Origin of the sequence: Qipengyuania profundimaris (assembly GCF_030717945.1) — a bacterium.
GTDB lineage: Bacteria > Pseudomonadota > Alphaproteobacteria > Sphingomonadales > Sphingomonadaceae > Qipengyuania > Qipengyuania profundimaris.
In genome coordinates this window covers 2,568,686-2,583,630 of sequence record NZ_JAVAIM010000001.1, presented here as the reverse complement: position 1 = coordinate 2,583,630, position 14,945 = coordinate 2,568,686, and the positions used below count along the sequence as shown (strand labels likewise).

Annotated in this window: 9 protein-coding genes, 1 tRNA gene and 2 rRNA genes (1 of these 12 cut by a window edge); 9 read left to right on the top strand and 3 right to left on the bottom strand. The window is 62.9% G+C overall.

Features of this window, described 5'->3' with window-relative positions; genetic code table 11:
* The 5 genes from Q9K02_RS12715 to Q9K02_RS12695 form a co-directional block, all read left to right on the top strand.
* Window positions 1-1,242, top strand: a 23S ribosomal RNA gene (locus tag Q9K02_RS12715); it begins 1,546 nt to the left of the window's first position.
* Window positions 1,243-1,355: 113 nt separating this feature from the next.
* Window positions 1,356-1,470: ribosomal RNA gene (gene rrf, locus Q9K02_RS12710) — 5S ribosomal RNA — on the top strand.
* A 112-nt stretch (window positions 1,471-1,582) separates the two neighbouring features.
* Window positions 1,583-1,659, top strand: a tRNA-Met gene (locus tag Q9K02_RS12705).
* Between the two features lie 108 nt (window positions 1,660-1,767).
* Entirely contained in the window at window positions 1,768-2,262 is a 495-nt protein-coding gene (moaC, locus tag Q9K02_RS12700) for a cyclic pyranopterin monophosphate synthase MoaC (protein ID WP_305933230.1), read from the top strand.
* Complete coding sequence (locus Q9K02_RS12695; protein ID WP_305933229.1) at window positions 2,255-3,907, top strand: acyl-CoA dehydrogenase family protein; 1,653 nt, start codon at window positions 2,255-2,257, stop codon at window positions 3,905-3,907. Before moaC ends, Q9K02_RS12695 begins: the two co-directional genes overlap by 8 nt.
* On the opposite strand, the gene Q9K02_RS12690 is transcribed toward Q9K02_RS12695, so the two are convergent.
* Entirely contained in the window at window positions 3,904-4,539 is a 636-nt protein-coding gene (locus Q9K02_RS12690; protein ID WP_305933228.1) for a TetR/AcrR family transcriptional regulator, read from the bottom strand. The two genes, Q9K02_RS12695 and Q9K02_RS12690, sit on opposite strands and share 4 nt — an antisense overlap.
* Window positions 4,540-4,612: 73 nt before the next feature.
* Here Q9K02_RS12690 and Q9K02_RS12685 point away from each other — a divergent pair, with 73 nt between their 5' ends.
* From Q9K02_RS12685 to Q9K02_RS12670, 4 genes are read left to right on the top strand one after another with little or no spacing between them, the layout of a single operon-like run.
* The gene (locus Q9K02_RS12685; protein WP_305933227.1) at window positions 4,613-5,749 is read left to right on the top strand and encodes an ABC transporter permease; all 1,137 of its coding nucleotides are present in this window, start codon (window positions 4,613-4,615) and stop codon (window positions 5,747-5,749) included.
* The gene (locus tag Q9K02_RS12680) at window positions 5,749-6,483 is read left to right on the top strand and encodes an ABC transporter ATP-binding protein (RefSeq protein ID WP_305933226.1); all 735 of its coding nucleotides are present in this window, start codon (window positions 5,749-5,751) and stop codon (window positions 6,481-6,483) included. The genes Q9K02_RS12685 and Q9K02_RS12680 overlap by 1 nt, the downstream gene beginning before the upstream one ends.
* Window position 6,484: 1 nt before the next feature.
* Window positions 6,485-7,480 (top strand): efflux RND transporter periplasmic adaptor subunit, encoded by a 996-nt coding sequence (locus Q9K02_RS12675; RefSeq protein WP_305933225.1) that lies wholly within the window; start codon window positions 6,485-6,487, stop codon window positions 7,478-7,480.
* Complete coding sequence (locus Q9K02_RS12670; RefSeq protein WP_305933224.1) at window positions 7,477-8,886, top strand: efflux transporter outer membrane subunit; 1,410 nt, start codon at window positions 7,477-7,479, stop codon at window positions 8,884-8,886. The genes Q9K02_RS12675 and Q9K02_RS12670 overlap by 4 nt, the downstream gene beginning before the upstream one ends.
* A gap of 80 nt (window positions 8,887-8,966) precedes the next feature.
* Here Q9K02_RS12670 and Q9K02_RS12665 read toward each other — a convergent pair whose 3' ends face one another.
* Entirely contained in the window at window positions 8,967-11,876 is a 2,910-nt protein-coding gene (locus tag Q9K02_RS12665; protein WP_305933223.1) for a TonB-dependent receptor domain-containing protein, read from the bottom strand.
* A 319-nt stretch (window positions 11,877-12,195) separates the two neighbouring features.
* Window positions 12,196-14,934, bottom strand: a complete 2,739-nt coding sequence (locus Q9K02_RS12660; protein WP_305933222.1) for a TonB-dependent receptor — start codon at window positions 14,932-14,934, stop codon at window positions 12,196-12,198.
* Window positions 14,935-14,945 lie beyond the last annotated feature (11 nt).

Sequence of the window (14,945 nt, the reverse complement as noted above, 5' to 3'; positions counted from 1 at the left end):
GTGGTCAGGTAGAGTATACCAAGGCGCTTGAGAGAAGTATCCTGAAGGAACTCGGCAAATTGCCTCCGTACCTTCGGAAGAAGGAGGCCCCATATCGACGCAAGTCTTTGTGGGGGGCACAGGCCAGGGGGTAGCGACTGTTTAGCAAAAACACAGCACTCTGCTAAGTCGGCTTCAAGACGACGTATAGGGTGTGACGCCTGCCCGGTGCTCGAAGGTTAAGAGGAGGAGTGCAAGCTCCGAATTGAAGCCCGAGTAAACGGCGGCCGTAACTATAACGGTCCTAAGGTAGCGAAATTCCTTGTCGGGTAAGTTCCGACCTGCACGAATGGCGTAACGACTTCCCCACTGTCTCCAGGATATGCTCAGCGAAATTGAATTCTCCGTGAAGATGCGGAGTACCCGCGGTTAGACGGAAAGACCCCGTGCACCTTTACTGCAGCTTCAGAGTGGCATTAGGAAAGAGTTGTGTAGCATAGGTGGGAGGCTTTGAAGCGACGGCGCCAGCTGTCGTGGAGCCATAGGTGAAATACCACCCTGCTGTTTTCTGATGTCTAACCTCGCACCGTTATCCGGTGTAGGGACCCTCTGTGGCGGGTAGTTTGACTGGGGCGGTCGCCTCCTAAAGAGTAACGGAGGCGCGCGATGGTAGGCTCAGGACGGTTGGAAACCGTCTGCAAGAGTGCAATGGCATAAGCCTGCCTGACTGCGAGACTGACGAGTCGAGCAGAGACGAAAGTCGGTCATAGTGATCCGGTGGTCCCTCGTGGAAGGGCCATCGCTCAACGGATAAAAGGTACGCCGGGGATAACAGGCTGATGATTCCCAAGAGCTCATATCGACGGAATCGTTTGGCACCTCGATGTCGGCTCATCACATCCTGGGGCTGGAGCAGGTCCCAAGGGTTTGGCTGTTCGCCAATTAAAGTGGTACGTGAGCTGGGTTCAGAACGTCGCGAGACAGTTTGGTCCCTATCTGCCGTGGGCGTCGATTGTTGAAAGGAGTTGCCCCTAGTACGAGAGGACCGGGGTGAACGTACCTCTGGTGTACCTGTCATCCTGCCAAGGGTGCCGCAGGGTAGCTATGTACGGACGGGATAACCGCTGAAAGCATCTAAGCGGGAAGCCTCCCTTAAGATAAGCAATCTTCGAACCGTCGTAGACCACGACGTTGATAGGCCGGGTGTGGAAGCGCAGTAATGCGTGTAGCTAACCGGTCCTAATAGTTCTTTTCGCGCTTGTAGGATCCATACCATCAACGACAGCTCTGCTGTCTGCGATCGGAGGAAACTTCGAAGCCGGATAAGCCCAGAAAGCTCAACAGCATCGATTTAAACCCGCCCGCCTGCTTTATTGCTTGGTGGCTATAGCGTCTGTGACCCACCCGATCCCATCTCGAACTCGGCCGTGAAACCGGACAGCGCCGATGGTACTAGTGCTCAAGCACTGGAAGAGTAGGTCGTCGCCAGGCATTATAGCCGGCGGGCGCGGTATAAACCCATTCACGATTTCAAAAGCCGCTGCCGGTGCACACCGCGCGGCGGCTTTTTCGTCTCTGGACTCGGTCCACGAGATCACGGTGCCGCGGGGTGGAGCAGTCCGGTAGCTCGTCAGGCTCATAACCTGAAGGTCGTTGGTTCAAATCCAACCCCCGCAACCAGTATCACCCGATAGACCCCGCTAGCTCCTTCCGGAGCGGCGGGGTTTTGTCGTTTACAGAGGCACAAAGGCTTGGCGCGGAGCGCGAGGCGGGGCAGGGTGCGTGACGATGACAGGGCTCACTCATCTAGACGAAACTGGCAGGGCACGCATGGTCGATGTCTCTGCCAAGCCGACGACCCGGCGCGAGGCAAAGGCCAGCGCCGTGCTGACATGCCAGCGAGCAACCGTCGATGCGGTCGTTGCCGGCCGCACACCGAAGGGCGCGGTAATCTCGACTGCGGAACTCGCCGGCGTGATGGCGGCAAAGCGGACTGCCGATCTCATTCCGCTCTGCCATCCGCTTCCACTGGCAAAAGCCGAGGTCACGGTCCGGGCAGCCCCCGATCTGCCAGGCTTCCATATCGCCGCGAGTGTGGTCACTACCGGGCCGACCGGGGTCGAAATGGAAGCCCTTACCGCAGCGACGGTCGCGGGTCTGACGGTCTACGACATGCTCAAGGCGATCGACCGCGACATGGTGATGGGCGCGGTCCGGGTAGACAGCAAGGTGGGCGGCGCAAGCGGCGACTGGCAGCGAGAGGGAGAGTCTGGCGATGAGTGACGACGATCTCCCTGCCAAAGCGACAGCGGCGCACGCAGCACTAGAGCGCTACATCGATGCGTGGCGTGAACGGGTAGGAGCAGCGGTGCGCGAGGACGGCCGGGTGTCGCCTGCACTGCTGGAGGCAGAACAACGCCGGGCGCATGGTTACGCTTGGGCTGCGACCCTCGTCGCAGCGCTCGAGGCCGGCCTCGACTGGGCACGGCGCGCGCACGCTTGCGAGTGTTTCGGTGAGGTCGAAGAGTTGGTGCTGTCCATCGCGTTCGGAGAATATTGCGGCCAGCTCGTCGGCGGCCTTCCGATGAGCCAGACCGAAATCGTCAGGCCGGAGGACTTCGGTGCTGGGGACGCGGCAGCCAAGCTACGCGACGATCCCCATGTCGCGTGGTTCTTGCGCGAAGGGAATACCGCAGCAAAGCGCGCCCGGCTTGCTGCGCTTGCAGCGGACGGCTCGCGACCCGACGAAGGGCTGGGTGATGAGACGCTCGACCTGATCCGTACCCAGTTCCGCACATTCACTGCCGCCAAAATTACGCCGAACGCTCAAAGCTGGCATAGTGCGGACGAACTTATCCCATTGAAGACTGTCGAGCAGATGGCCGAACTCGGCGTGTTCGCGATCTGCATCGACGAGGAGTACGGTGGTCTCGGCCTCGGAAAACTTGCGATGTCGGTCGTGTCGGAGGAGCTTTCGCGCGGGTGGATTTGTGCCGGCTCGCTCGGCACGCGCTCGGAAATCGCGGGGGAACTGATTGGGAAGAACGGGACGGCAGAACAGAAGGCGCGCTGGCTGCCGGGCATCGCCGACGGTTCGCTCCTGCCGACCGCGGTGTTCACCGAACCCGATACCGGCTCCGACCTCGCGTCGGTCCGCACGCGGGCAAAACGGATCGAGGATGGCAGCTGGGAAGTACACGGCGCGAAGACGTGGATTACTCACGCCGCGCGTGCCGACATCATGACAATGATGGTCCGCACCGATCCCGAGGAGCCCGGCTATGGCGGGCTGTCGATGCTGATCGCCGAGAAAACGCGCGGCGCAGAGGGCCTCGACTTTCCTGACCACGGACTCTCCGGCGAGGAGATCGAGGTTCTCGGCTATCGCGGGATGAAGGAATACACACTCGGCTTCGATGGCTTTCGCGTGCGCGCCGATGGCCTGCTCGGCGGCAAGGAGGGCGAGGGCTTCAAGCAGCTCATGCGGACTTTCGAAGGGGCTCGCATCCAGACGGCCGCGCGGGCCATCGGGGTTGCATGGAATGCGTTCGACCTCGGCTTGCAATATGCGCTCGACCGCAAGCAATTCGGCAAGCCGCTGATCGAGTTTCCGCGCGTGTCGGACAAGCTCGCGCTGATGCTCGCCGAAATCGTGGTTGCGCGCGAGCTCACTTATTCCGCCGCGCGTCACAAGGACAAGGGCGAGCGCTGCGATATCGAGGCCGGCATGGCGAAACTTCTGGCCGCCCGCGTCGCTTGGAGTGCTGCCGATAATGCGGTGCAGATCCACGGTGGCAATGGCTACGCGCTCGAATACCCGATCAGCCGGGTGCTATGCGATGCGCGCATTCTCAACATTTTCGAAGGCGCTGCAGAAATTCAGGCGCAGGTGATTGCGCGGGGCTTGCTCCAGGAGCAGCGCGACTAGCAGTCGCCCGCAGTCGCATAGGCGCGGCAGAAAACTTCGACCGCGCCCTCGATCCGCTCGCGATTGCGCTTTTCGTCGATGGGCTGGCCGAAGCGCCGGTCAAGGTCGCCCATGCCCTTGCACATCGCGGCGAACTGTTCGGCAGCTAGCTCCGGATCGTCGACCCGCAACTCGCCCGCTTCGTTGAGCGCGGAGATCAGCGCGCTGAAAGCCTTCTTCATCCGATGCGGCCCGGCAGCGAGGAAGGCTTTGCCGATTTCCGGCTCATGCTCCGTCTCGGCGGCAATACGTCGTTCGAACTGCACCATCTCGTCGCGCGAGAGGAAGGCGACCATTGCCTCGCCGATGGCAAGCAGGCGTTCGCGCAAGGTGCCGCGCGGCATTTCTCCGATCGAAAAATGGCCGCGCATCATTTCGCACTGCGTTTCGACCGAGGCGACGAACAGCCCGCGCTTGTCCCCGAAGTGGTTGTAGACCGTCACTTTAGACACGCCCGCATCGGCGGCAACCTGCTCGATCGAGGCGGCGGCGAATCCGCGATCGAAGAAGGCGCGCGTCGCCGCGACGATAATCGCCTCGCGCTTCGCGGCATCGACGGGCCGCCCCCCTCTCTTGTTAACGTCGCTTGACAAAGTGAACGGTCCCGTTCAGTTGAACGCCTGCGTTCAGTAATGGACGAGTCGCAAAGGGAAGGCAAGCAAACGCATGATCTGGATCGCGATCCGCATGCTGACCGGGGACGCCCAGAAGTTCTACGGGCTCGTTTTCGGTATCGCCTTCTCGACGTTGCTCATCACGCAGCAGCTGACCATTTTCGTCAACCTGATCGAGCGCGGGGCGAGCGGCACATACAATGTTTCGAGCGCCGACGTCTGGGTCATGGACCCGGTCAGCCGCACTACCGACGTCAATTTTCCCATGCCGTCGACTGCGCTGGACAAGGTGCGCGGCGTGACCGGCGTCGAATGGGCGGTGCCGCATCTTCGCGCCGGGGCCAGCGTCCGCACGAGCGAGGGCGATCTCGAAGGCGTGTCGGTGATCGGCGTGGATGATGCGACTCTGATCGGCCTGCCCAAGCGGATGGCGCAGGGCAGCATCGACGTGCTCTCGCAACCGGACAGCGTGATCATCGACGATGTCGGCGTAACGCGGATGTTCGAGGACGGCCGCTCTCCCATCGGCGAGCGGCTGGAGCTCAACGACCAGCGCGCGGTGATCCGCGGCGTGGCCGATGCCATCCCCAGCTTTACCAGCCAGGTCACGCTCTACACCAAATACAGCCAGGCGCTGCGTTATGTCCCAGGCACGCGCAATCGCCTGTCCTTCGTGTTGGTCGGGGCGGAGCACGGCGTCTCGCCCGAGGAGCTAACCCGGCGTATCGAGGAACAGACCGGCCTGCGCGCCCGAACCCGCGAGGAGTTTGCGCAGGACGGCGTCGATTTCATCATCCAGAACACCGGGATTCCGCTCAACTTCGGGATTACGGTGCTGCTCGGCTTCATAGTCGGCGTAGCGATCGTCGGGCTAACGTTCAGTCTCTTCATCCGCGACAATATCAAGCAGTTCGGTGCGCTTAAGGCGATCGGCGTGACCAATGGGAAGATCCGCAAGATGGTTGCGGCGCAAGCGGGTCTCGTAGGGCTGATCGGTTACGGGCTGGGCGTGCTCGGCACGGTGTTCTTCATCTGGGGCTTCTCTGGCAACCCGACTTTCAAGGGTTTCTACATCCCCTGGCAGATCCCGCTCATTAGCATGGCGGCGGTATTCGTCATCCTCGCGCTGACCGGCTGGCTGGCGCTGCGCAATGTGCTCAAGACTGAGCCGGCGTCGGTGTTCCGCTGATGGCCGAGATCGATACTCAGACTACCACCACGGCGCAGGCAGCGATCTGCTCGCGCGGAGTGACGCGCGACTTCAAGGCGGGCCAGCAGACCATCACGGTGCTGCACGGCATCGATGTCGATATCCGCGCCGGCGAGCTCACCTATGTGGTCGGCGAGAGCGGCTCGGGTAAAACGACGCTGATCTCGATCATGTGCGGCATCCTGTGGCCGACCGAGGGCGAGGTGAAGGTATTCGGCACCGACATCTATGATCTCTCCGATACCGAGCTCGTCGAATTCCGCCTCAACAATATCGGCTTCATTTTCCAGCAGTACAATCTGATCCCGTCGATCGATGCGGCCAACAACGCCGCCGTTCCATTGATCGCGCAGGGGATGGATCGTCTCGAGGCGCGCGAGAAGGCCGTCGCCATGCTGGAAAAGCTGAATATCGGCGATCAGGCGGACAAGCTGCCGAGCCAGCTATCAGGCGGTCAGCAGCAACGCGTCGCCATTGCCCGCGCCCTCGTTCACGAACCCCGCCTGGTGGTCTGCGATGAACCGACTGCCGCGCTCGATGCCGCCTCCGGGCGGAAGGTCATGGATCTGCTGCGCGAAGTCGCGGTCGCGGAGGATCGCGCCTGCATCATCGTGACTCACGACAACCGCGTTTTCGACCTCGCCGACCGCATCCTCGTGCTCGAGGACGGCCGCATTACGCATGACGGCAGCGAGATGCCGGAAGGACACTGACATGGCATTCGACTTCAGGAACATGAGCTTCTCGCGCCAGATACTACCGGTGATCGCCATCATCGGGCTGGTGGCGGCCGTGATCTTCATCTTCTTCGGCCTGCCCGACCGCGAACTGACCGAGCCCGACCGCGAACCGCCGCGCGCACCCGATGCCATGGCGGAATCCTCGCGAGTGGCAGGGGCGGGCATCGTCGAGCCGTCCAGCGAACTGGTGCAGATCGGGTCGGCACTTTCGGGACTGGTGACCGGGCTCTTCGTCCAGCCCGGCGATCGTGTCACGGAAGGACAAGTGCTCTTCACTGTCGATGACCGTGCAGCCCGTGCATCCTTGCAGGAAGCACGAGCGGCGATTGCCGAAGCGCAAGCCTCCATTGCCGAGGCGAACACGGCACGCGCGACGGCGAGCCGCCAACTGGCGCTCTATCGCAATATCGACGATCCGGCCGCCGTCAGCCGCGCGGAAGTCATCCGGGCCGAGGGCGAGGCGGCATCGGCGAACGAACGCCTGCGGCTGGCTCGCGCCCGGCTGGAGGCCGCGCAGGCCCGCGCAAACTCGGCGCAGACCGAAATCGGTCGCCTGACCGTCCGCGCACCGATCGCCGGCGAGATCCTCGCAGTGAACATTCGCAAGGGCGAATATGTATCCACGATGGGCGGCGGGAACGCGCAGCCCTTTATCGAAATGGGCCAGACGCAGCCCCTCTATGTCCGCATCGATATCGACGAAGAGCAGGCGGCACGCGTCGCAATGGGCGCGGACGCAATCGTCAGCCCGCGCGGTGCGGCCGAGCGCCGGGTGAAGGCCAGCTTCGTTCGTGCCGAGCCGTTGGTCGTTCCCAAGCGTTCGCTCACCAATTCGGCACAGGAACGCGTCGATGTGCGCGTCCTGCAGGTGCTTTACGAACTGCCGGAGAGTAATGGCCTCTTCCGCGTCGGCCAGCAGGTCGACGCCTATATTCCGGCAGGCTCCGGCGCGCAGGGTGACGCGGAATGATCCGTCATTCGCTCTTGTGTGTGGCGAGCGCCTTGGCGCTGGCAGGCTGCGTGGCGGGACCGCCGCCCGAAGTCGCGACGCCCGCTCCGGCCTTGCCCGAGGCCTACTTCTATGCGCCGAACGCGACGACAGAGGTGACGCTTTCGGCACTACTCCCGGTCGAAGACCCGGCATTCGACACGCTCGCCGCGCAGGCGCTCGCCGGCTCGCCCACACTGGGCGAGGCTGCTGCGCGTATCGAGCAGGCACGTGCGGGCGCCGACCGCGCCGTGGCCGAGCGACTACCGTCCATCGGCGCAAATGCTTCGGTCACCGGGCAGCGCACCAATCCCTCGCAATTCGGATCCGACCTCCCGCCCGGCATCGCCTTCGATACCGAACGGGTGTCCTATGCCGCCAATTTGACCGCCCGCTGGGACCCCGACATCTTCGACCGTTTGCGGGCACAGGAGCGCGCGGCGCTGGCGCGTGTGGATGCCGCCACCGCATCGGCGCGCGGCGTGCGCAATGCGTTGCTGGCAGAGATCGCGGCGAGCGTGATCGACTGGCGCACCCTGTCGGGTCGCGAGGAGGCGATCCGCTCCGACCTTGCCGCCGCCGAGGATCTGGCGCGGCTGGCAGCCGTGCGCGAACGGGCGGGCATCGCACCGGGCTTCGACCGCGTGCGGGCGGAAAGCGCGGCGAGCGCTTCGCGCAGCCGCCTAGCCGCGCTGGCAGGGGAGCGCAGTCGCCTGGTCGGAAGGCTGGTCACGCTGACGGCGCAGAGCGCGCAGCTGGTCCGCGCCGCGCTTGTACAGGCGGCACCGCCCCCTCGAATCGACGCGGTCCCGGCAAGTCTCCCGTCGAGCTTACTGATCAATCGGCCTGATGTCCTCGCAGCGGCCTCGACCCTGGCGGCAGAGGATGCGGAGCTTGCCGCGACCGCGCGGCGGCGTTTTCCGACGTTCGACCTGTCCGCCGTCATCGGCCTGCTAACCTTCAATCTCGCCGATCTGTTCGACGAGGAATCGCTGGTCGGTTCGCTGGCGGGCTCCGTGGCGGGGCCGCTGCTCGACTTCGGCAGGATCGAGGCGGAGATCGACGGTGCAGCGGCCGAAAAGCAGGCGGCGTTCCAGGCCTATCGCGGCGCGGTTTATACGGCTCTGGGCGATGCCGAGGCGGGCTATGGCGTTGCCTCGGGCGCGGCTGCCGAGGCGGAAGCAGCGGCGCGCGAAGCTGCCGAACTGGCGCGTGCTGCGCGCCTCGCGAACACACGCTACGAGGCTGGTCTGTCGGACTTTCTCATCGTGCTGGAGGCCCGCCGGGCCGCCGATGCGAGCGGCGAACGCGCTGCTGCCGCTGCGGGCCGGGTCCAGCGTGCGCGGGTGCTGTTATGGCAGGCACTCGGCGGCAGCGATTTGCCCTGAGCACAATTACTTTAGCTAGCAAAGCAAAAGGCCCGAGGCGTCACGCCCCGGGCCCTTCTTTCTGGTCTGGCTGGCGCGGCTCAGAACCGGGCGCGAATGCCGAGGCGATAGTTGCGCCCGATCGCATTGCCAATGAACGGGTTGAAGCTCAGCGGCAGCTGCGCCTCGGCCGGTTCGGCATCGGTGAAGTTTTCGATCGCGGCCTGAACTTGCAAGTCGGCCCCGGCCAGCTCCAGATCGTAGGTTAGTGCAAGGTCGTGCTGGGTATAGGACCCGCTTTCGACACCGAAGTTGGTCCCCTGACCGTCCGCCGTGGAGAAGCACGGATCGCGGAACGAACCGTCCGCATTCACGCAGCGGTCATCGGTCACACCGTCGATATGGACCAGCGAGTAACGAGCGTTGAACGGGCCGAACCGCAGGTTGGCGAACGCATTGGCGCGCCATTCCGGGACGGTGTTCGGATCGCGGAAGTAGTTACCGAGGCCGACTGCGTCATAGGCTTCCAGAACGACCACGTCCTGCACGACAAAATCATCGAACTTGTATTCGAGGTTGTATACCGCGTTCCCCCCGAAGGAGAGCGTCGCATTGTCGCTTACCGGTACGGAGACGTTCAGCGCGAAGTCGAGGCCCGACACCTTGACGTCAGGCCCATTCACGAAGTCGGTCCGAACGCGGCTGATGTCGAGGCCGGTGGTCGTCCCCTGGATACACTGATTGCCGGAGAAGGTGATCAGATTGACCAAAGGGCTCGAGCAGTCGACCGGCAGGGTGCCGGTGGTCTGGTTGTTGCCGACGAGGCTGGCGATCGCATTGCCCGGTGTGGTCGTGATCCGATCTTCCAGATCGATCGACCAGTAATCGACCGAGAAGGTCAGGTCCGCACCGCCCAGGGGGGCATCGAAGATCGCACCCACGTTCCAGGTGAAGGCGGTTTCCGGTTCGAGGTTGGTCGGATTACCGAAGATATCCTTCGACTTGTAGTTTCCGCCCGCCGCGGTGAAACCTTCTAGCGCAGTCACAAAATTCGGTGAGACGTTGGAAGCCAGCGGGCCGCGGAAGGTGGTGCCGACCGAACCGCGCAGGGTCAGCCAGTCGGTCGCCTCGAACCGAAGCGAACCCTTCGGGTTGATGGTCGAACCGATCGGATCACCGTAATCCTCGAAGCGAATGGCGGCGGCCAGCTCGATACGGTCGGTGATCGGCGCGTTCAGCTCGCCGAAAAATGCATAGACGCTCTGCGAAAGCCGGGCGGGCCGCGAACCGCCAAGGAAGATGAACGGACCGACGCCTTCCGTGCTGGTGCCGACGCAGCTCGTATCCCCCTCGATGAAACACGGATTGATGTCGACGTTGGATTCATCGTTGAGCGGGCGAGTGCTGTATTCATTGTCGCGCACCTGCGCGCCGACAGCAAAAGCCAGCGGGCCGCCACTGAATTCGATGCCCGTCTCACCCGATAGGACGAGGTCGAGCACGACCTGCTGCTCGTACTCGCGCGTGCCGTTGGGCACTTGCAACCATGCGACCAGCTCTTCGCTGTTTTCTGCACCGGGTACGTAAAACGGGTTGTCGATATTGTAAGTGCCATTGCCCGGTCCGGCGTTGACGAAGGGATTGAAATACTGGCAGCCGTTCGCGCCCGGCGTAGTGCCGGTGCAGTCCGGACCGCCGAAACCGTTGAGCGCGGCCTGCAGGCGCGAGCCGACAATGCCTGGGGCAAAGAAGGTGCGGCGCGATTCCCAATAGGTGCCATCCACTTCGAGACGCAGCGAGGGATTGATATCCCAGTCGAAGCCGCCGCTGATGCGCCAGGCGTCGTTAGAAGCGAAGCCGGTGCCGGCGCCGCGATCGGGGTCGCGCGGATTGCCGAGGAAGCCGAACGGACGATAGAGCACATTCGTTACCGCCACGAGTGGTAGCGCCGCGGAGCTCTGCGGCAGGCCGACCTGGTCGAGGAAGGCCGAAACGCCGGGGTTGTTAGGAGAGGTGGTGAAGGCGCTCACGAAGCCCGAACCGCGCGGGCCTTGTGTGGGCGGGAAGGCCGGCGAATAGTTCAGCGATTCCAAATCGCTGCGCGACCACATACCATCCACTTGGAACCGGATGTTATCGGCGAGATCGGCAGTGAACTGGCCGAAAACCTGGTAGCGATCCTCGTCTTCGGTAATATTGTCGAACGGGACGTATGTGAAATAGCAGCGGCCGATCGCAATTGTGCCGCCTAGTTCCTCACATCCGACATCCCGCGCGATGCGTGTGTCGAGCGCACCGGTCGTGGTGTCGAAATAGGTCGCGGCGAAGAGGCCGGGTGTTGCTAACGCCGAATAGGCCGACGGGTTGGTTTCATATCCGACATTCACGAAATCGCGTTCGAACGTCCCGAGCTCGGAGCGATGCTGCCAGCCCGCGCCGAACACGAGATTGGCATCGTCGCCAAGTTCCAGACCGACGAGGCCGCTGATGCTGTAATTGTCGTCCGATCCGTCGATGAAGTTGTAATCCGCCTGAACTTCCACGCCGGTAAAATTCGAACGGGTGATGAAGTTGGCCACGCCCGCAATCGCATCAGAACCGTAGGTTGCGGCCGCGCCGTCCTTCAGGATCTCGATACGTTCGAGCGCGAACAGCGGGATGAGCTGGGTATCGACAAAGCCCGAGCCCGGCGACTGGATCGTGCGCTTGCCATTGACGAGGACAAGCGTGCGCTGCGGGCCGAGCCCGCGAAGGTTGAGAGAACCGACGCCCTGGAACCCTTGCGCATCGGTTGAAAACTGGTTGGTATCGCCGAGCGAAGCACCGACCGAAGGCAGTTCCTTGATGAACTCAAGCGGGCTGTCGACGCCTTGCTCTGCCAGATCGTCGGCTGTGAATACATCGACCGGCAGTGCTGCGTCTTCAGGTGTGCCGCGGATGAAAGAGCCGGTGACGACGATCCGATCGTCATCCTCGTTGGCACCGGCGGTTTCGGGGGCCTGCTGTGCCATCGCGGGCGCTGCTGTCAGAGTGGAAATTGCAAGCGCACCGAAGGCGCACGTGTGGCGCAAACCAAGCTTCATAATCTCTCTCCCTCTCGGGTCGCGCGTTTCGCACGTACCCTCCACTCGAAAGTGAATTACGAATTCTTTCGGGAGTCAAGCTTTCGGCGTAATTTTCTTCCAGCTCAGTTTCAACTGGCATACCCATATTTCAAAGCAAGGCACTGGGTAGACCAGTCCTCAGTTTAGCCTGCGCTGGGCGTAGGGTAAAAGAAAAGGCCCGGCATCGCGTGATGCCGGGCCTTATAAGTTTCTCTTCTCGCCTTGTTTAGAAGCCGGCGCGAACCGTGATGCCATAAGTCCGCGGTTCGGCAAGGAAGGCCGAGTAGGTCTGCTGCGGAGCCACGAACGGCGTGTTGAACGCCACCTGCGTGTAGTCCACATCGAACAGATTGTTCGCCCAGACCTCTACACCCCAGGCCCGGTCCGGCCCGGTGATGCCGATCCGGCCGTTCACCAGCGTGTAGCTGTCCTGTTCCTTGCCGTAGAGCAGGTCCGAACCGGTGTTGTAGTCACCGGTCGTGCGCGCGTTGATGAAGAACAGGCCCGACAGGCCGGAATTGCCGATCGGCGGGGTCCAGCTGAGCGAGGCGGTCGCGGTCACTTCGGGTGCGTTCGACAGATTGTCACCCGGAAGCAGGCGCAGGGCCGGATCCAGCGGGGCGCCGTCGTCGGTACCCACGAGATTGTCCTCGTAGCTGGTATCCGAATAAGTGATGCCCATGGTCATGGTCAGGTCGCGGATCGGGCTGAGCGAGGTTTCGAATTCCACGCCCTGCGCAATCACGCCCGGTGCCACATTGTCCGTCGCACAGGCGCCGGTCGCGGCATCGCCGTCACGATCGCCGCCGCCAAGGTCGTTGTCGCAGCCATTGACGTTCTGGACCAGGAAGACCGACCCGTTGAACGTATTCAGCTGGAAGTTCGAGAATTCCTGACGGAACGCCGCCAGGCTGAAGCCCCACTTGCGCGCGGCATACTTCAGACCGATTTCGTAGGCGTCGACGGTTTCGGCATCGAACTGCAAGGCAGCCGGGTCGAGCGTATCGACGTTGAACGCCACCGGCACTGCGAGCGCCGAACGGTCGAGGTTGAAGCCACCGGCCTTGTAGCCCTTGGAGTAGGAGCCGTAGACCAGCAGGTCGTCGGTCGGTTTGTAGCTGAGGATGGCAGTACCGGTCAGCTCGTCCTCGTCGCGCGTATCGCTGAGCGTTACGCCGTCGAGTTCGCTGGTCGAGTTGCCCTGACAGCTGAGCGAGATCAGGCCACCAGCAAGACCCGCCAGCGGGGTCGCGAGAAGACCGCTCAGCAGCGCTCGGTTCTGCGGACAGATGACATTGTCATTGCTGAAGGCGGCGTCGAAATCCTTGGTTTCGTTCGTATACCGAAGGCCGAGGGTGAGATCGAGACGATCGGTGATGTGGAAGATGTTGTGCGTGAAGACAGCGAAGTTTTCGCTGGTCTGGTTGTACACATCGCCCGTGCTGCCGAGGTCGCGGACCTGTGCCAGATTGTTGATGCCGGCAAGGATGAGCGGCGTCGCAGGGCCGAAAGCCGGCGTGCCGGTCAGCGTACCGTCCAGCGCGGCGACATTGGCGCCGAGGCAATTGTCAGCGGCCGGGTTCACCAGCGCCGGATTGATGGCGATCGCGATGCGGCAATTGGCGAACGTGCCGTAGTCGTCGCCGAAGCGCAGGTTGTCACGCGTTTCGAGCTTTTCGTTGGCGTAATATGCGCCCACGAGCCAGTCGAGACGGTCGTTGAACACCGTGCCGTTGAGGCGCAGTTCCTGCGTGAAGGTCTTAAATTCACGCGCGCCGGCATTCGGTCCCGGTGCACGGTAGATCAGGTCGGCCTGGGTGTAGTCGGTGTCCGAGCCCTGGAAGTTGGAATATTCGCGATAGCCGGTGATCGAGGTCAGGGTGACGTTGCCGAACTCCCAGTTGAGTTCGCCGGAGATGCCCCAGTCCTCGGTCTCGCCTTCGTAGCTGCGACCGGGGGTGACATAGATGTCGCGGTCGAAGGTCGACTGCGTAAGGGCGCGCGGATCCTGGCCAAGGCCCAGCAGCACACCGATGATCGGGTTTGCCGGGCTGGTCAGCGCCGGGCCACCATTGGGTCGGGTGAACGGGCTGAGGTCGGGCGCGACGCGCGCGAGCGGAGCGAATTCCGGCTGCACGAAGGTGGCGGCGCAGCAGGCTTCGTCTTTCTTCGAATAGTCGCCGACGAGGCGGAAGGTCACGCCGTCGCGCGGCTCGAACAGCGCCTGCGCGCGGACGAGATAGCGGTCGCGGTCGTTGACGCGCACGTCGTTGACAACATCGTTGTAGAAACCGTCACGCTCGAAATAAACGCCATCGATACGGGCGGCAATCGTGTCGCTGAGCGGCGCATTGATGCCGGCCTCGACCTTGATCGCGTCGTAATTGCCGTAGGTGAAGGCGCCGTAGCCGGAGAAGGTGAACTCGGGCGGGGCGGTGTAGATGTTGATCAGGCCGGCCGAAGAGTTGCGGCCACCGAGAGTGCCCTGCGGGCCGCGCAGGATTTCCACACGGTCGAGCGGGCCGAGTTCGGAAAGGACGTTGCCCGAACGCGAGCGATAGACGCCGTCGACGAAGACAGCGACCGAGCTTTCGAGGCCGGGGTTGTCGCCGACGGTACCGATGCCGCGGATACGCGCCGAACCGTTCGCTTCGTTACCCGTCGAAGAAACCAGCAGCGAGGGGGCAACCTGGTTGAGGTCGCGAATGTCGGCCACGCCGGATCGCTCGAGCGTTTCGGCGGACACCGCGGAAACGGCGACCGGCACGTCGGACAGGACCTGCTGGCGGCCCTGCGCGGTCACGATGATGACATTGCCATCCTCGACATCCGCATTGTCGACCAGGTCGGCATCATCGGTGCTGGTGGTCGCAACGTCCTGAGCCAGCGCTGCTGCGGGCATGCAGGCGAGCGCTCCGGCAATCGCACCGAAAGCACAATGATGGCGTAAACCGAACTTCTTCATAGGTTTCCTCT